The sequence below is a fragment of the Tengunoibacter tsumagoiensis genome (assembly GCF_003967535.1).
Taxonomy (GTDB): domain Bacteria; phylum Chloroflexota; class Ktedonobacteria; order Ktedonobacterales; family Ktedonobacteraceae; genus Tengunoibacter; species Tengunoibacter tsumagoiensis.
This window is the reverse complement of sequence record NZ_BIFR01000001.1, coordinates 218,090-235,894: the sequence shown is the minus strand read 5'-3', so window position 1 is coordinate 235,894 and position 17,805 is coordinate 218,090. Positions and strand designations below refer to the sequence as shown.

Genomic DNA, 17,805 nt, shown 5'->3' with positions numbered 1-17,805 from the left:
ATCATAAATGGGATGATAGAGACTCCGTGGTGGTGTTAATACATATGGAAGAATGCATTAGCTATATTTTTAATAAGGAAACGAATGAATGGGACGGCACTTTCACTATAACTATTCTGTTCGCTATGACGAGTGTGATTACAATGGATTTCTCACCACAGAAGCTTTCTTGCGCTATCTTCAGGATATAGCGGGCCGCGATGCCGAGGAGGTCTTTCCAGACAGCGAAGGCTTCTGGGTCATTAAACGGACCCTCGTCTCTTTTAGCGAGCCCGTACAGATGCATACTGATCTGGAGATTGATACCTATGCGCTGAGCTTTACGCGTGTCTCCGCTCAGCGCGCCTATGAGGCGAGATTGAAAGGATCTGCACCCGAGAGCGAACCCGTAATTACCGCTCGTTCACTCTGGGTTTATTTAGATCAGCGTGGACGTCCGGCCAGAGTGCCCGAGCGAACCGTCCAACTCTGGTTGCCGGATGGCCCTGTTCGCCAGGTCGTTGATGAGCCATGGCCAGCTTTTCCTGCACGTGAGCCAGAGCAGAGTAGCTTCGTCGTCCCGTTCTCGGCAATTGATAATATGAAGCATATGAATAATACTGTTTATGTAGAGACGTTGGATAATGCAGCCTGGGAAAGCTATCTACAGGCAGGAATCACTCTGACAACTGCTGATCTGCGTGTGCATGATTATGAGATTGAATATAGCGAGAGTGCTCTACTGGGGGATCATCTAGAAGTACAGACCTGGTTTGAGCCTTTTCCTGTGCCGGGACAGGAATTTACGCGCTGGCAGCAGATTACGCGTAATGGAAGCCGGCTCGTGCGTGCTCGTTCTCGCTGGCACTGGACTGCTTGATACGTCTTCAGCATTGATTAGTGTACATTGGCAAAGACATTATTTTCACTGGGTAGGATCCCGAAATTGTCAGCGCTAAAGGGCCAGTAGATGAGAGTGGCTTTGCCAAGAATATTATCGCGCGGCACCAGTCCCCAATCGCGCGAATCAGAGCTATCTCCTCGATTATCTCCGAGCACAAAGTACTCATCGGGCGCTACTATATGATTGCGAAAAGAGGGATAAGGATTCTCCGGGTCCTGTTTATTAATATAATTTTCATGCAAGGTAACGCCATTAACAATAACTGTCTCATCTATCACACTGACAACATCGCCAGGGACAGCGATGACCCGTTTAATATAATTTTCGTGGGGATTAAGAGGATATTCAAAGACGATCACGTCGCCACGCTCTGGAGGGGCAAAAAGGTAGGCAGCCTTATTGACAATAATATATTCCTGATTATGGAGCGTTGGTTCCATACTGCTGCCTTGAATATGAAATTGCTGGACACTTATTCTGAATAGCATGAGCATGAATAAGAGGAGCAACAGGAAAGCCAGGCGCTGGCGGAAAGATTGTAGCTGCCGCTTCATCGAAGATTTCTGTATCACGTCTTCCCCCTCAACTTTGGACTGTAAGCGTTCACTACAGAGATGAACGCTCTCATCAAAGTATGTACTTTTTAGTATGTGCTTTATGAAGAAGGCAGGTTTTGCGTACCTACTTGCCTTACTACATAGGCACATACCATTATTCGGGTTGGCATACTAGCTAGTATAACCCTCTCTAGCTAGTATGCCAGACGTCCAATTATTTTTCTTCGACTGGAGCAGGCAATTCAAAGCGAGGAGGAATACGTCCGTGTCGTTTGGCGGCTTCGGCTTTCAAGCGCTCAACAGCCTCAACCGGGACATGGCGACCTCCGAGCTGCGTAGGGTGAATGCCAGGACCATGAAAATCTGTGCCTCCCGTAGGAATCAGGTCATACTCATCAGCCAGAGTACGAAGCTGTTGCTCTTCCTCTGGAGTATAGGGCCCATAATAGGTCTCCAGCCCAACCAGACCGGCAGAAGTCAGCTCTGGCAACCACTTTCGGAGCTCTACCAGACCAGGCAGGCCGATCGGATGAGCAATCACTGGCAGCCCATTGGCGCTAGTAATAAGATGAACTGCATCCAGAGGCGTCAACTTATAACGTGGCACATAGGCTGGACAGCCCTTACCAATATATTTATCAAATGCCTCCCCAATACTCTGGACATAGCCAGCCTCCATCAGCGCCTTTGCAACATGGGGACGACCAACCGCGCCCTGAGCCAGCTCACGTACTCGGGCCCACGAGATCTCTACCCCTTCAGCATTGAGCAGTTCAACCATGCGCTGTCCACGAAGGATACGAGCTTCACGCAGTACCTTCAAAATATTTTGAAAGGCAGGCTGTTCATATTCCAGAAAATAGCCAAGCATATGGACCTCGCCGCCACTTACATCAGTATTGATCTCAATGCCCGGAATAAAATCGATATTGAGAGCCGCCGCCGCCGCCGCCGCTTCCACCACGCCATCGGTAGTATCATGATCAGTCAGAGCTAGCGTCCCAATCTGCGCCTGTTGCGCAAGATGGAGAAGATCGGTAGGTGAATAGATTCCATCCGAAGCCGTGGAGTGCGTATGCAAATCAATTTTCTGTGCCATAAGTATGCTTCCTCTTTAATTATGGACGTCAATGAAGGAGAACGCAGGAGGCAGTTTCCCCCACTGTTTGTAGGGTTAGTGCCAGCTGCGTTCTTTCTTTCTTCTGTTATTATATGCCATCAAAGCGACAGGCGTGAGTTAGCGCGCATAATCGACAGAGCGAGTCTCGCGCACTACACAGACCTTAATCTGACCTGGATAGTCCAGGCTCTCCTCAATCTTATGTGCAATATCGCTTGCTAGCCGGGTTGAAGCATACTCATCCACCTCTTCGGGCTTCACAATAATGCGGACCTCGCGGCCAGCCTGAATAGCAAACGACTTTTCGACCCCGGTAAATGAATTGGCAATCTGTTCCAGCGCCTCTAAACGTTTGATATAAAGATCAATGGTCTCGCGACGAGCGCCTGGTCGAGCGGCTGAGATAGCATCTGCTGCCTGTACAATTGCAGCCTCTAACGTCTGAGGCTCAGTCTCGCTGGCGTGATGAGCCACCATGGCATGAATAATCTTTGGTGATTTACCAAAGCGGCGCGCTACCTCTCCACCAATAATCGCGTGAGGGCCCTCGACCTCTTGATCAATAGCTTTCCCCATATCATGTAGCAGTGCAGCCGTCTTACAGACAGTAACATCGGCCCCCAACTCATGAGCGATAGTGGCAGCGAGAATCGAGACCTCGACCGAGTGAGCCAGCACATTCTGCCCATAGCTGGTTCGGAAATGCAAGCGACCTAGGATTTTTAAAAGTTCAGGTTGGAGTCCATGAACATTGGCCTCCAGAGCAGCGTTTTCGCCAGCTTCGCGCACGATCAGATCGACCTCCTGGCGAGCTTTAGCCACCACATCCTCGATACGTGCGGGATGGATGCGGCCATCCAGGATCAACTTTGTCAATGCAAGACGAGCTACCTCGCGTCGAACCGGATCAAAGCCAGAGAGGATCACCGCCTCAGGAGTATCATCGATAATCAGATCAACGCCCGTTGCCGCCTCAAGAGCCCGGATATTGCGACCCTCTCGACCGATAATGCGACCTTTCATCTCATCATTGGGGAGTGGAACAACCGAGACTACAGCCTCGGCAACTTGATCGGAGGCACAGCGTTGAATTGCCAGAGTAATAATCTCGCGTGCGCGGGATTCGCCCTCCTCGCGGGCCTGCTCCTCAATCCGGCGAATGCGCTGGCCCGCCTCAATGCGGGTCTGTTGTTCAATCTGAGACAGAAGCAGATCACGGGCTTGATCCTGAGTAAGATTTGAGATTCGCTCCAATTCCGTTAATTGTTTCTGTTTCAGTTCCTCAACCTCAACTCGTACTTGATCGATGGAGCGCTCGCGGGTAGATACTTTTCGCTCACGTTGCTCAAGGGCATCGATCTTACGTTCAAGGTTCTCTTCTTTTTGTTGAATGCGCCGCTCTTGCCGCTGCATCTCCGTACGACGTTCCGCATTTTCGCGTTCAATCGTATTACGGAAACGAGCTGTCTCCTCGCGGGTTTCGCGCAATGCCTCGCGCTGTTGTTCCTGGACTTCCAGCAATTTGAGTTCGCTGGCTTCCTTTTGAAGGCGCAAGCTTTCTTCAAACTTGTTTTTCTGCCGCGCTGATCCGTAAAGATAGCCGGCGTAGAGCGCAATGGTTACACCAATAAGGAGAAGAATAACTCCAGCAATGAGGGCTACGACGATGTTAGTTGTCACGTCGGCCAACCTCCAGTGATAAGCGAACAGGCCCATTATAGGCTCGAATATGACCACATATGTGTACTCTATATGTTTGTGTCGGATGGGCAATGTACAAAAGTGTACTATGTGCCAAGCATACTATATAAGAGTGTTAACCATACGTCAAGAAGAAAAGCGGGGGTGAGCTATAAAATATGTGGTAGAAGCAGTGGCTCATGCTTTTGCTTCTTACACATCATATAGAAAAATAGTCTCTAGCTTCCCAACAAGCAGGGAGGCTGTGCTTTTCCATTTTTTATCGTAAAAGGGTTAGAAAGCCCAATGATTGGTAAGTAATTGACAGACCAGAAAGATCTGGAGTGGAAATGCGCACAAGAGATAGCTATGATGTAGCCATGAAAATTTTCCCAGCCGCGCTAACAGTACAAAGATCATCACAGCCCCCAATATGCTTGCCTGAAGTGAAGGAAGCGGATCGAATACATTGGTTAGCGCATTGGGGAGATGAGGGAAGCTGAGAGCAGTGAGAAGAAACAAAAAGCCAGAGAGGATCAAGCTTCCATCCTTACGCTGAAAGCGCCAGGGACCAATGCAGCAGAGCACGAGCAGAGTGAGGGCAAAGAGCAACAGGCTGAGTTCAAACAGGCTGTGGGTATTGGCAGAGGTATAGAGCGAATTGTGGAAGATCTGACCAAACAGATTGCCAACTGAACTCCAGGGTGCACTGAATTGTTCTCCATTCTGCGGATGCAGAAAGGCAAAAGTATCCTGGAATTGTTTTTGGAGAGCATACGCATAGACTCCCCAGCCAAGTGGAATCAGCAGGCTTGCAGATATCGGCACAAGCTCTCTGCTAAGGGCGAGATAGTTTCGTTGTTGCCAGGAAGGATGAAGGCGCAACTGACTAAAAAATTCATAGAGAAAGACAGGCCATAGCAGACAGCCAGAGCCATCGGTAAGTGCAGCCAGTGCGCCAAAGAGTCCGGCCAGCCACCAGGAACCTCGACGAAGGCAATAGAGGCTACTGAACGTCAGCGCCAGGAAGAGCGAGAGGCTGGTGGCGGTACTACAGAGCAGCGCAGTAGGGAAGATTGTAAGATAGAGCACGCTTCGTCTGGCCAGCGTACGGTCGAAGTTCTCTTCACTTAACTTATAGAGCACAAGCAAAGCATAGAGAAAAGCGAGATTGGAGAGTAACATTCCCAGGACCAGAGGATCAAGATGGAATAGGCTGTGAAGCGTGCGGACCAGTGCGGGGTAGAGCGGGAAAAAACCTGTTGTGCTTATATCTGTATAGCCTTGCGTTGCCAGGCTTACCTCGCGCAAGGCATCCCAGTGATACCAGGTATACAAAATACTATTGCCACTCAATGCAAAATTTGAACCATTTGGGAGCGGAAAGAGCACTCCGCCCAGATAAGTAACAATAAACAAGACAAGTCGTGTAACCAGATAGATTGGAAGCACCGCTAAGAGTGCTTCGCCCCAGGGCTGGAACGTATTGCGCCACTGAGCGCGTGGGCTGACCTGAGATGACGAAAGTGAGGGAGCTGTTAGCGCTGATTCTTCTGCATGCATACTCTATATCAACTCCTACTAGAATGAATACAACCTAAAAGAAGATTGGATGAGCTTTTTCAGGATGTGAATGCTGTTAAAATTGTGTTAAGCATAGAAATAAATTACTGTGAAAGTATACTAATTTTTTCTCTACTTGTCACCTTTACAAGAAAAGGAGCACTATCTTATGAATAAAGTGTTACGAACGACCCACGTGGTGACCTGTTTTTTGCAGAGGACTGACCTGGATCAGCCTCAAATCCTGCTGGTGCAGCGCAGTCAACGCGTTGGAAGCTATCATCAGCATTGGGCGGGGATCAGTGGTTTTGTAGAGCCGGGTGTGACTCCTGATGAGCAGGCTCTGGTGGAGATTCGGGAGGAGACCGGTCTGAATGTCGACCAGGTGCACCTGCTCAGGCGAGGGGGAGTGGTTGAACATCGGGATGAAGAACTGGGAAGACATTTTTATATCCATCCGTTCCTCTTTCTCGTCCTCGCGCCTGAAGAGATTCGTCTGGATTGGGAAGCAACTGAGATGCGCTGGGTCAAGCCTGCCGAGCTCTCCAGCTATCAGACGGTCCCCAAACTGTCAGAAGCGTATGAAGCGGCAATCAAGGGAGAATAAGCTCGAGTTTCGGGCCTGTTTCCTATTTAACAATACCTCGTCAATGCAAGAGATCTGCTTACTCAGGAGTAAGTGCCTCTCTTGCATTGATGGATCTGCCCGGCCAACCCGGGAATAAAGGAGCTTATCTGCCTTTGAAATCAGGCTTGCGCTTCTCCACAAATGCTCTCATGCCCTCACGCATATCTTCTGTTGAGAAGAGTAAAAAGAAATTTTTGCGCTCTTGTTCGAGTCCCTCTTCCAGAGAGGTTTCAAAGGCTGCCTGCACAGATTCTTTTGCCAGCCGCGCCGCAAGCGGAGCCTGGGCCGCTACGGTCTGAGCCAGTTGTAAGGCGACCGTCAGATGTTCGCCGGGGGGGACGACTCGATTAACCAGACCATGGGCGGCCAGCTCCTGGGCACTGATCTGCGCTCCTGTAAGCACCAGCTCCATTGTGCGGTACTTGCCAAGCGTACGAGCAAGACGCTGTGTACCACCAGCGCCGGGGATGACGCCAATTCCTATCTCTGGCTGACCAAAGCGAGCATTCTCTGTTGCAACGATCATATCGCAGTGCATAGCGAGCTCGCAGCCCCCGCCCAGCGCATAGCCCTGTACAGCAGCAATCAGTGGGGTATGAATTCTGCGAATCCTTTCCCACGCTGCAAAGCCGCCGCTGAACATCTCGATGGGAGTTTTGTCGGCCATCTCTTTAATATCGGCTCCGGCAGCGAAGGCCCTTTCTCCAGCACCAGTCAGAATGATACAGCGAATCTCCTCATCGCGATCTATCTCTTCAAGCGCATCTGCCAGCTCCGCAACAAGTTGAAAATTAAGCGCATTCAACTCTTTCGGTCGATTCAGAGTCACAATCCCTACCCGCTCTTTGCGCTCCACCAGGATATACTGATACTCCGCCATAAATACTCCTTTATAAGTATGGTATAAGTATGGAATAAATAACGCTACCTGTGCCAGAATGGCTCTTGTAGTATAACATGCTCTTTAAAACAGAATCTTGCTTCTCGGCGAGGTGACAGGGCGCATATGCAGACAAAACCCATAATGGCTCTCTATAGAGCTCAGAAATTGGATATGGTATAGGGGGCCGATCTTACTTTATAGTCACAGGCATGAGCAGTCTGGTATTGCATGTATTGATGGTTGCTATATCGGAAGATCTCATCGTTAACAGTCTATGAGAAGAAAGCATATGCAAGGGAGTTATAAATATGGGTTCTCTGAGACAACAAGAGAGAGCAGCACAATTGAGACAATTTCATCATCAGGCACCGCTACTGGTTCTACCAAACGTCTGGGATGCCGCCAGTGCACGTATCATCGAACAAGCAGGTTTTCCAGCGGTTGCCACGACCAGTTCTGGCGTTGCCGCCGCTTCAGGATATAACGATGGCCAGAATCTAAGCCGGGACCTGTTGATTGATGCGCTTGCACGAATTACACGTGTGGTCGAGTGCCCTGTGACAGCAGATATTGAAGCCGGGTATGGAAATACTATTGATGAGGTGCTACAGACTGTTCAAGCTGTGATCGAGACTGGTGTTGTAGGTATTAACATCGAAGATTCGCTCAAGCAGCAGAAAGATGCACTTGTAGATAGCTCTTATCAGGTTGAGCTGATTCAAGCGCTATGTGAGCTAGCGAGATCTATGGATATACCATTTGTGATTAATGCGCGTGTCGATGTGTTTTTGCTTGCTATTGGCGAGCCAGAGAGCCGCCTTGAGCATGCCATCAAAAGAGCTAATGCCTATTTGCAAGCGGGTGCTGATTGCGCGTATCCAATTGGCCGTCTTGAGCGCACAACGATTACACATCTGGTCCAAGAGATTCATGGGCCCATTAATATTATGGGTGGTTTTCCCGAACTCACACTCTCAGAACTTGCGGAGCTTGGAGTGGCTCGCGTCAGCCTTGCAGATGGGGTCATGCGTTCAGCGCTTGGTCATATACGCACAATTGCGCATGAATTGCGTGAACATGGTACCTATGCAAGCATGAATGCCGATGCTTTATCCGGTTCAGAGCTCCGGTCGCTTTTTTCGTAGCGCCTTTGCCAACGTTTTAACGCCTGCTCGCAATTCTTTGGGGGTCGCGCTGGCAAAACCAAAGAGCAGGCCATCGCGTTGAGATGGCCTGGATTGTGAGATAGGCATGATATGCAGATCATATGCCGCAGCCTGCTGAGAGGCCAGGTGAGCACTCATCCCCTCTGGAAGCCATGCCATCAGATGCATGCCTGCTTCTGGCACAGGTATGTTCAACATATCGCCCATTTCTTGTGTGAGCGCGTCTATGAGAGCATTCCGCCGCTCTATGTAGAGCAGGCGCATTCTTCGTAAGTGCCGTGTGAAATGGCCCTCGGCAATAAAATCTGCCAGCGCCATCTGCTCCAGTATGGGGTGATGTACATCAACCATACGGCGTGCGAAAAAAAGCGAAAATATACTCATAAAAACCTGAAAGGTCTGGTACTATGAATTACATTCTTTCTAAAGACGAGCTTAAACTGAATGAAACAGCCTATCGGTTCCAGGGAGAGGATTACGGGGACCTGCCTTTCTCTTTTTTCTGGGTTTTTACGGTTCCAGGTTCAGGTCCCGGCTTGCATGTTCATCCCTATGAAGAAGTCTTTGTATTGCAAAAGGGCCAGGCAACCTTTACAGTAGGAGAGGCTCAGCTTGAAATTCAGGTGGGTCAGATCGTCATTGCCCCTCCCAATACCCCCCATAAATTCATCAACTCTGGTACAGAGCCACTGCAACTGCTCTCCATCCACGCCAGTAAGCGTGTGATTCAAACCTTTCTTGAGCCTTAAGTCCGGAGCGGGTCCCGATCATTTATGAGGGTGGGAGCAGGGTGGAGTGGGTTACGACGGGGATCATGAATGATGAAGTGTGCGTGAAGAGGGAAGCGAGTGGGGATCGAAGCGGTGGAGAGCCCCGATCGATCATGAATGAGGGTGGGAGCAGGGTGGAGTGGGTTACGACGGGGATCATGAATGAGGGTGGGGAGCAAGGCGGAGTGGGTTACGACGGGGATCATGAATGAGGGTGGGGAGCAAGGCGGAGTGGGTCCCCACGGCCATCATGAATGATGGGCCCTACCTCTTTTATGCGATAAATCGCTTTTAGGGTGCAATTTATTGCGTAAGGGGTAGGAATCATCATTCATGATGGTCTTTGTTGATCGTTATAATGCCATCTTTTGAAGGAAGCGGGTTACGGTGCGGATGCCATTGTAGAATTGTGAGAGCGAATATTTTTCATTGGGAGCATGCAGGTTGTCATCTGGCAGGCCAAAGCCCATCAGAACAACGGGTACCTGTAAGATCTCATTGAACAAAGCTGCAATTGGAATCGAGCCTCCTTCACGGAGGAAGACGGGCTCTTTCCCATAGACCTCAGTCAGGGCCGCCGCTGCTGCTTTCATCGGAAGAGTATCGGGCGAGACAAGTACCCCCTCACCACTATGAAGATTCGTCACCTTTACCGTAACATCGGAAGGAGCAAGCTCCTTAACAGCCTGTTCAAACAGAGCAAAGATCTCATCAGGCTTAAACTCGGCTGGAAGACGCATACTAATCTTGGCTTTCGCCACGGCAGGAATAACTGTCTTGGCACCCTCGCCGATAAAACCACCGCTAATGCCATGGACTTCCAGCGTAGGGCGAGCGGAGATACGCTCTAGAGGAGGATATTCCAGCTCTCCAGAGAGTTGAGCTACCCCCATCTCTTCGCGCAGAGCCTCATTCATATGAAGAGGATCATGCTGCCAGAAAGACTTTTCCGCATGTGTTGGCTTATTGAGCTTCTCATAGAGGCCGGGAATATGAATATGTCCGTCAGCATCCTTGAGCCGGCTAATAATGATGGCAAGCGCATGCAGAGGGTTGGGAGCAATACCGCCATAGGTCCCAGAGTGCAGATCCTGTTGAGCTCCATAGACCTCCACCTCAGTATAAATGATGCCGCGCAGACCATAGATCAGCGCAGGGATCTCCTTGGAAGGCACATGTGTATCGCAGATAAACGCAGCATCGCACTTCAGTGGCTCAGGAGTCGTGCGAATATAGTGCTCAATGGACTCACCACCCGCCTCCTCTTCACCTTCAATGAGCACCTTCACATTGACCGGTAGTTTGCCTTCAACATTCATCAGAGCTTCCAGCGCTTTAAAGATCAGCATCACCTGACCTTTATCATCGGCTGCTCCACGCGCATAAATGTTCTCATTGCGTACCGTTGGCTCAAATGGAGGAGTTGTCCAGAGCTCAATTGGATCGACAGGTTGAACATCATAGTGCCCATAGACCAGAATCGTAGGCTTGCCTGGAGCTTGTAACCATTCGCCATAGACCAGAGGGTGTCCAGCGGTTGAGATGAGTTCAGCACGTTCAAAGCCAACGGCCTTGAGCTGATCGACTGCATATGCAGCGGCTTGATGAACATCGCCAGTATGTTCTGGCAGCGTGCTGATGCTAGGAATGCGCAGCCAACCCTTGAGATCTTCTAGAAAACGGTCTTTATGCTCTGTAATGTAGCTCTCTAATTGTGTCATGTATAGTCCTTTCTGGGAATATCTTATTGCCAGTTATGGTAGCAGGAGAGCGTCAGAATGTCCAGGTATCTTCAACAAGATTCATCAGGAGTGGGCAACTTCTAGGAGAACAGAGACTTGTAACAGTAGCTTATCGGTACTCTTATGCGTGTACGATACAGATAGCATGAATACCGCCCCTGGAGCGGCTTTAGAAGAGGAGCATATCAATGTCAGCAAAGCAATCTGATCGTATGGTAGATTACCTGTTAATTGGTGGTGGCCTGGCAGCGGCAACAGCAGCCGAGCAGATTCGCAAACAGGATAGCACCGGCAGTATTGTGCTGGTAACCAACGATGAACGCCTACCATATCACCGGCCACCACTCTCAAAAGAATACCTTCGAGGAGAGATTGGTGCAGATGGCGTCTATGGTAAAGGCGGAGTCTATGTGCAATTGCCTGATTGGTATCAGGAGCAGAATATTGAAGTTTTGCGCAACGTTGAGGCCAGAAAGCTTGATACCCAGGCGCGTACCGTCATGCTACAGGATGGGCGAACGCTTGCGTTTAAATCCTTATTGCTGGCCACTGGTGGCCGTCCGCGTGTACTGGATATCCCAGGCGTGCGGCTCCCCGGAGTATATATGTTGCGGACCCTGGCGGATGCTGATACGTTGCGAGCGAAGATTCAAAAGGGGCAGCGTATCGTCATCATTGGCTCTGGTTTTATTGGACTTGAAGGAGCGGCCAGCGCGCTCTCGAACGAGGCCAGAGTGAGCATCATCGAGCCACAGGAGCGCATCTGGCCAAAGATGGTTGCGCCAGAAATCTCAGCCTACTTTCAGAGTTACTTTGAGCGGCATGGAGCAATGTTCTACTATCAACATAGTGTCGAAGCGATCGCCAATAGCAAAGATGGAAAATTAGTCGTGAAGATTGCCCCAAAGGGGAAAGAGAGCCAGATGCAGGAAATTCCCTGTGATTTTGTCATCATTGGTATTGGTATTCAACTGAATACAGAGCTAGCAGAGTCAGGCGGGTTAGAGATCGATCCAAAGCATGGAATTATTGTAGATGAGCACCTCGAGACCAGGGTAGCAGACATCTTTGCCGCAGGTGACATTGCCGCCTATCCTGATCCACTGGCTCAGCGCATGCATTTTGAGCATTGGGATAACGCCATCGCCTCGGGCGAGATTGCCGGTACCAATATGGTGGGAGCAGATGAGCCTTACCGGCATGTCCCCTATTTTTTCTCCGACCAGTTTGACCTCTCCATTAATATGCTAGGTTATCCTACCAGCGAGGCCAGGACCATCATTCGCGGCCAGATGAACGAGAATAAGTTTACCGCAGTCTATCTTCAACAAGGGATCATTCGTGCAGCCCTGATGGTCAATGATGATGGGCAGATGGATACCTGGCGTGAATTAATCGCCGCCAGTATCCCTGCCCCACACGAGGTTAATCAATTGGCTGATCCAAACTTTAACCTCTCCTCGTTGCTACCTTCGCAATAACCTCTCAACCCGTTAGAGCCATTTTATCGATAGTGGGAGAAGAGCTCCTTCTCCCACTTTGCATCTTTGCTTATCTCTGCATGTGTTCAATGCGTACAGCACCACCCTGGACTTGGCCTCCTGGTGAGATTTCATGAGTTGTTAATCAGGATTCGGGCTCACCATCATCATCGTAGGGTCCAGAATCTGTCTCTGTATCAAAGTACACGGTTAGCAGGTCCTTTCGTACCTATTTTATGCCATGCAATAGGGGGTTTCCGCCGAAAGCGTAACTCGTAAAAGTTGCTTTGTCAATTAAGAAAATGTTAAGTCCGTTTTTTTACGTAAAAATAAGTATTGTAATACAAGAGAAACAAATTTCGAAGGAGTGAGTACATTTTCCTGTTAAACTGAGAAGGATAGCTCATCTGAGGTGATCTGTGGTATAATGCTGTTCAGAACACGCGTTCTTATTTTCCATGCTTATTTTCGATGCTTAAGGAATAAAGAAATCATGCCCATTCGACAACTTGCACCTGATGTGGCGGCCAAAATTGCTGCTGGCGAAGTAGTAGAGCGGCCAGCCTCTGTAGTAAAAGAGCTGATAGAAAATAGCATTGATGCTGGCGCAACCCAGATTCGTGTTGATCTGCTGCATGGTGGGTTGCAATTGATCCGAATTACAGATAATGGTAGTGGTATCTCGTTGGAGGAGCTCCCTCTGGCCCTGGCTCGCCATGCGACTAGTAAGGTGGCGCAGATCGATGATCTGGAGCAGATTCGCTCGTTAGGATTTCGTGGAGAGGCTCTAGCCAGCATTGCAGCGGTGGCGGAGGTGACGTTAGTAAGTCGGCAGCGAGGGGCCGAGCAGGGGGGACAGATTGGAGCCTTGAGCGGGCAGGTCACAGAAGTAACGAGAGCGGCCTCGCCTGAGGGCACAACTATTACGGTACGCAATCTGTTCAGTGCAGTGCCCGCGAGACTAAAGTTTTTAAAGAGCCGTACCACCGAGATTAGCCATTGTCATCATCTCCTGGAACAGTATGCTCTGGCCTATCCAGAGATTCGGTTTAACGTGTTTAGCGAAGGAAAACAGATTTTTTCGACTCCTGGCGATGGGCAGCTCTCCAGCGTGCTGGTCGCCGTTTATGGTTTGCAGATAGCTGAACAGATGGTGCCATTAAGCCCTGGCGATCGGACAGAGGATTCCGATGCTCCGATTGTGACAGGATACACAAGCCGACCAACCTGTTATAAAAGTACGCGTCAACATATCTCGTTTTTTGTGAATCGTCGCTGGGTATTGAGCCGCATGTTAACAACTGCGGTGGAGGGAGCCTATCATTCGCTCCTGTTGACTGGCCGCCATCCGATTGCTGTGATCAATATCGATATGGACCCGTCTCTATTGGATGTGAATGTTCATCCAGCGAAAACCGAGATTCGGTTCTTAAAAGAGCGCCGCGTCTTTGCAGCAGTGTTGCGAGCCGTTCGTGCCGCTCTGTTAGAGGAGCCCGAGATGCCAGAATGGAAGCCGAAGCAAGCTCCTCGGGCGACTGCTCACCGTGCTCTACCGGAAGCTGCGATAGCTCCAGAGGCAGCTTCTGATGAAGACGATCCTCTGATAGCAGCGCTCCAGGAGGAGACAGATGATGAAGCGGAGGAAGATACAACTTCAGAAGAAGCGTCCCCGAAGCGTTCTCGCGCTATTCCAATGGATAATCCCTGGGTAACGGTAAGCGAAGAAGAGACTGGAAGTAAGCCGCCATTATCTGGACGGCTCTGGCAGAGCCATGTGCGTCGACCAGAGACAAAGACTGAGACACCAGGGCCCGGCCCGGCCCGCCTGAACCCTCCGCCGACTTCAGAGACCTCTTCTTTGACCAGATCGCGTCAATTGGATGCGAGTGAGACAAGATCTCGTCAAGGGGATGCGCATGAGACCAGATCTCGTCAATCGGATGCGGATGAGACCAGATATGTGCAGCCAGAAGAGCAGCCAGGTGAGCAAGCAATTCTATCCAGGCAGCAGCCTGAACAGCAGTTAAGTTGGGAGAGAGAAGTTGTAGCGCTTTCGCCCGGCGTTCAGGAACCTCAAGAAGAAATCCTCTCTGGTCAGAGTATTGATCCGCATCAGCAGCGCCGTCTACCCAAATTGAGGGTCATCGGCCAGCTTTCGCAGAGCTATATTGTCACTGAGGGGGAAAACGGTATGTATCTGATTGATCAGCATGCCGCCCACGAGCGTATCTTGCTTGAGAGAATGGTCGCATCAATGAAGGCTCGTACGCCGATGTCACAGCTACTGCTTACACCACTTCGTCTAGAGCTTGCACCCGGTGAACTGGAGATGATCGAGGAGCACAAGGAGCAACTGGAGCAGATAGGTTTCCATTTTCAACTGGCGGAGGATAGTAGTCTGGAGATCAAGGCCGTCCCTGGCATCCTGGTCAAGCAGATGAATGCCCATTCGCTTCAGGAATTGATGGTCGAACTGACGGCTGAAGAGCAATTGGGTCATACCGAAACGTGGGAAGAGCGTGCACTGGCCAATGTCGCCTGTAAGGCAGCGATCAAGGCCAATTATTTTCTCACGGTGAGCGAGATGCGTGAGATGTTGGAGCAATTGGAACAGACAAAAGCTCCCTTTAGTTGTTGCCATGGACGGCCCACAATGGTGCACTTTGGCCTGACCTCCCTGGCTCGTGAATTTGAGAGGCGTTAAGCATGCTTGTTGATGTGCTGACCTCTGCGGCCAGTTGGAACACCGAGCACCCATTATTGGTCTATCAGGTTCCTGACGATCTGGAGCCTGAGATGCAATTAGGTCAACTGGTGGCTGTGCCATACGGCGAGCGGCTGGTAGAAGGGATCATCTGGTATGTTCATCTGGAGAGCGATGCCATAGATCTGCAGGAGCTCGATGAGCCTCCCCGGCTCTTACATGCTCTCCTTGATCCGATTCCCGCGCTTCTTCCGCATCAGATTGCGCTGGCACAATGGGTTGCAGAATACTATGTAACCCCGCTGGCTCAGGTAGCAATGATGATGTTGCCACCCGGTCTGATGCAGCGTTCACGTTTTGTGCTTCGTCTCTCTGAAGATGAGCAGGCTCGCTCGCAGGCCATGCAGGGCCTTTCTTTAGAGATGCGGGCACTGATTGGACTCCTGCTTTCAGAAGGTGAAGTAAATGTCGAGAGACTGCGTGAGATGCTAGGAGTCAAGCGTGCGCGTGAAGTTCTCAAGCAGGCGCGAGCCAGTGACCTTATCTCACAGGATGCTGATCTGGAAGCTCCACGAGCGAAAGCACGCATCAAACGTGTCGTTCGTTTAGTGGCCCAGGGTGATCAGTTGCAAAACTGGCAGATGCGGATGCAGGCACTGATTGAGCAGCACCTTCAGCATTCAAACGATATCGCCCTCTCTCCAGAGCCAATGCGCCGTCGACCCGGCCGCAAGAAGGGCGAAGAGCCAGCGAATCCCTGGGCGGTGCCCAGCGAGACAGCTCCAGCTCTTACTTTGACTCTGACCACACAGGATAAAGAGAGCTTACGTGCACAGCACCAGCTTGCCGCAATTGATCTGTTGTTGCATAGCCAGCATGAGCCAGCAGGCCACTGGACTCCTCATGCGCTGTGTCAGGCCAGCAAAATGACCTCAGCTCAGCTTCAGCAACTGGTTCGTGATCAGATTGTCGTGATTGAAGAGACAGAGATTCGGCGCGATCCACTTTTTGAGCGATCTCTGCTGGCAACACAGCCATTAGATTTAACGCCTGATCAATTACTGGCTTTAGAGAGTATTATTGGTCCAGATTATCAGCATCGTCCCATCTTACTGCATGGTGTGACCGGAAGTGGGAAGACCGAGGTCTATCTGCAAGCGCTGGCAGCCCTGATTGAAAGGGGTCAGCGTGGTATTATGCTGGTCCCAGAGATTGCGTTAACGACGCAGGCGGTCCTTCGTGTCGCCGGTCGTTTTCCTAATCGGGTCGCGATTATTCATAGCGAGCTGAGTGTAGGTGAGCGCTATGACGAATGGCGTCGTATTCGTGCAGGTGAAGTGGATGTAGTGATTGGTTCGCGATCGGCCCTCTTTGCACCCGTAGCTGATCTTGGCCTGATCATTGTTGACGAGGAGCATGAGCCAGCCTATAAACAGAGCGAGCGCCGTCCCACTTATCATGCTCGTGAGACAGCGATTGCTCTAAGCCGTATTATGGATATTCCCATTGTGTTAGGGAGCGCAACGCCATCTGTCGAGACCTTTTTTCGCGCCAACCTTGGTGAATATCAGCTGGTTGAGCTACCAGGACGTATCGGAGCCAGTCTGCCTCCTGTCGAGATCATTGATCTGCGCACAGAGCTCCACACAGGCAATACAAGCATCATTAGTCGACGTTTGCACGAAGAGCTAGAGCGTGTACTGGAACGGAAGCAACAGGCCATTTTATTCTTGAATCGCCGTGGCGCGGCCAGTTGTGTGCTCTGCCGTGATTGTGGCTATGTGGCCATCTGCGAGAACTGTGATATCTCATTCACCTATCACTCAACTGAGCATATTTTACTCTGCCATTATTGTGGCAGGCAGAGCAAGATCTTACATTTCTGCCCCAATTGTAAGAGTGCAGGCATGCGCTACTTTGGTTTAGGAACCGAAAAAGTGCAGGAGACCATTCAAAAGAGCTTTCCACAGGCTCGACTTTTGCGCTGGGATCGCGATACCGCTCGCAATCGGCGAGCTCATGAGCAGCTTCTGGATCGGTTTGCGAGCCGCGAGGCCGATATTCTTATCGGCACTCAAATGATCGCCAAGGGACTCGATCTCCCTGGAGTCACCCTTGTGGGCGTCGTTTCTGCTGATATTGCGCTCAACCTGCCTGATTATTCAGCCGCTGAGAGAGCATTTACACTCATGACCCAGGTAGCGGGTCGGGCTGGCCGAGGAGCCGAGCCAGGACGAGTCATTATTCAGACCTTTAGCCCACAGCATTTCTGTATTGATGCGGCTTCGCGTCACGATTATCATGAGTTTTACGCAACCGAGATCGAGACCAGGAGACGGTATGCCTATCCACCGTTTCGAAGGTTCGTAAAATTCACCTATAGTCATGAGAATCGGCATCGCTGTCAGAACGAGGCGCTGCTCCTCTATGAACGGCTCTGCGACTGGATCGAGCGGCTGGGCTTACAGGAGACCGATATCGTGGGGCCCGCGCCTGCGCTGATGGAGCGCCTGCGCGGGAAATATCACTGGCAGATGATTGCTCGCGGCCCCGACCTGCATCGTCTCTTGCGCGTCATTGATGCAGCTGGCTGGGAGATCGATATCGATCCTACCAGCACCCTCTAAT

14 protein-coding genes are annotated in these 17,805 nt (G+C 50.6%); 7 read left to right on the top strand and 7 right to left on the bottom strand.

The window, feature by feature from the left end; all coding sequences use genetic code 11:
• Nucleotides 1–88: 88 nt before the first annotated feature.
• Nucleotides 89–859, top strand: coding sequence for an acyl-[acyl-carrier-protein] thioesterase (locus EL628_RS00950; RefSeq protein WP_126577942.1), 771 nt, complete (start codon nt 89–91; stop codon nt 857–859).
• A gap of 17 nt (nt 860–876) precedes the next feature.
• On the opposite strand, the gene lepB is transcribed toward EL628_RS00950, so the two are convergent.
• The 4 genes from lepB to EL628_RS00930 all read right to left on the bottom strand — a co-directional run bounded on the left by lepB (nt 877) and on the right by EL628_RS00930 (nt 5,803).
• On the bottom strand, nt 877–1,455 hold the full coding sequence (gene lepB / locus EL628_RS00945; protein WP_161975184.1) for a signal peptidase I: 579 nt from the start codon (nt 1,453–1,455) through the stop codon (nt 877–879).
• Between the two features lie 199 nt (nt 1,456–1,654).
• Entirely contained in the window at nt 1,655–2,539 is an 885-nt protein-coding gene (locus EL628_RS00940; protein WP_126577940.1) for a PHP domain-containing protein, read from the bottom strand.
• Between the two features lie 138 nt (nt 2,540–2,677).
• Nucleotides 2,678–4,291, bottom strand: a complete 1,614-nt coding sequence (gene rny / locus EL628_RS00935) for a ribonuclease Y (protein WP_371859664.1) — start codon at nt 4,289–4,291, stop codon at nt 2,678–2,680.
• A 243-nt stretch (nt 4,292–4,534) separates the two neighbouring features.
• Entirely contained in the window at nt 4,535–5,803 is a 1,269-nt protein-coding gene (locus tag EL628_RS00930; RefSeq protein ID WP_126577938.1) for a putative hexosyltransferase, read from the bottom strand.
• Between the two features lie 169 nt (nt 5,804–5,972).
• On the opposite strand from EL628_RS00930, the gene EL628_RS00925 reads away from it, so the two are divergent.
• Nucleotides 5,973–6,410, top strand: a complete 438-nt coding sequence (locus EL628_RS00925; protein ID WP_126577937.1) for an NUDIX domain-containing protein — start codon at nt 5,973–5,975, stop codon at nt 6,408–6,410.
• 124 nt (nt 6,411–6,534) lie between these two features.
• On the opposite strand, the gene EL628_RS00920 is transcribed toward EL628_RS00925, so the two are convergent.
• Nucleotides 6,535–7,311 carry an enoyl-CoA hydratase-related protein gene (locus EL628_RS00920; RefSeq protein WP_126577936.1) on the bottom strand — a complete coding sequence of 259 codons (777 nt, stop codon included), beginning with the start codon at nt 7,309–7,311 and terminating at the stop codon, nt 6,535–6,537.
• 311 nt (nt 7,312–7,622) lie between these two features.
• Between EL628_RS00920 and EL628_RS00915 the strand changes: the two genes are divergently transcribed.
• On the top strand, nt 7,623–8,459 hold the full coding sequence (locus tag EL628_RS00915; RefSeq protein WP_126577935.1) for an isocitrate lyase/PEP mutase family protein: 837 nt from the start codon (nt 7,623–7,625) through the stop codon (nt 8,457–8,459).
• On the opposite strand, the gene EL628_RS00910 is transcribed toward EL628_RS00915, so the two are convergent.
• A complete protein-coding gene (locus tag EL628_RS00910) occupies nt 8,433–8,864 on the bottom strand; it encodes an aminotransferase-like domain-containing protein (RefSeq protein WP_126577934.1) in 432 nt (143 codons plus the stop codon). The genes EL628_RS00915 and EL628_RS00910 overlap by 27 nt on opposite strands.
• Before the next feature lie 23 nt (nt 8,865–8,887).
• On the opposite strand from EL628_RS00910, the gene EL628_RS00905 reads away from it, so the two are divergent.
• Complete coding sequence (locus tag EL628_RS00905; RefSeq protein ID WP_126577933.1) at nt 8,888–9,229, top strand: cupin domain-containing protein; 342 nt, start codon at nt 8,888–8,890, stop codon at nt 9,227–9,229.
• A 374-nt stretch (nt 9,230–9,603) separates the two neighbouring features.
• Here the strand turns inward: EL628_RS00905 and EL628_RS00900 are convergent, their stop codons facing one another.
• Nucleotides 9,604–10,971 (bottom strand): dipeptidase, encoded by a 1,368-nt coding sequence (locus EL628_RS00900; RefSeq protein ID WP_126577932.1) that lies wholly within the window; start codon nt 10,969–10,971, stop codon nt 9,604–9,606.
• Between the two features lie 209 nt (nt 10,972–11,180).
• On the opposite strand from EL628_RS00900, the gene EL628_RS00895 reads away from it, so the two are divergent.
• From EL628_RS00895 to priA, 3 genes are all read left to right on the top strand, one after another.
• Nucleotides 11,181–12,473, top strand: a complete 1,293-nt coding sequence (locus EL628_RS00895) for an NAD(P)/FAD-dependent oxidoreductase (RefSeq protein ID WP_126577931.1) — start codon at nt 11,181–11,183, stop codon at nt 12,471–12,473.
• A gap of 493 nt (nt 12,474–12,966) precedes the next feature.
• Nucleotides 12,967–15,177: a DNA mismatch repair endonuclease MutL gene (gene mutL, locus EL628_RS00890; RefSeq protein ID WP_161975183.1), complete on the top strand. Its 2,211-nt coding sequence runs from the start codon at nt 12,967–12,969 to the stop codon at nt 15,175–15,177.
• A 2-nt stretch (nt 15,178–15,179) separates the two neighbouring features.
• On the top strand, nt 15,180–17,804 hold the full coding sequence (gene priA / locus EL628_RS00885) for a replication restart helicase PriA (protein ID WP_126577929.1): 2,625 nt from the start codon (nt 15,180–15,182) through the stop codon (nt 17,802–17,804).
• Nucleotide 17,805: the final 1 nt, after the last annotated feature.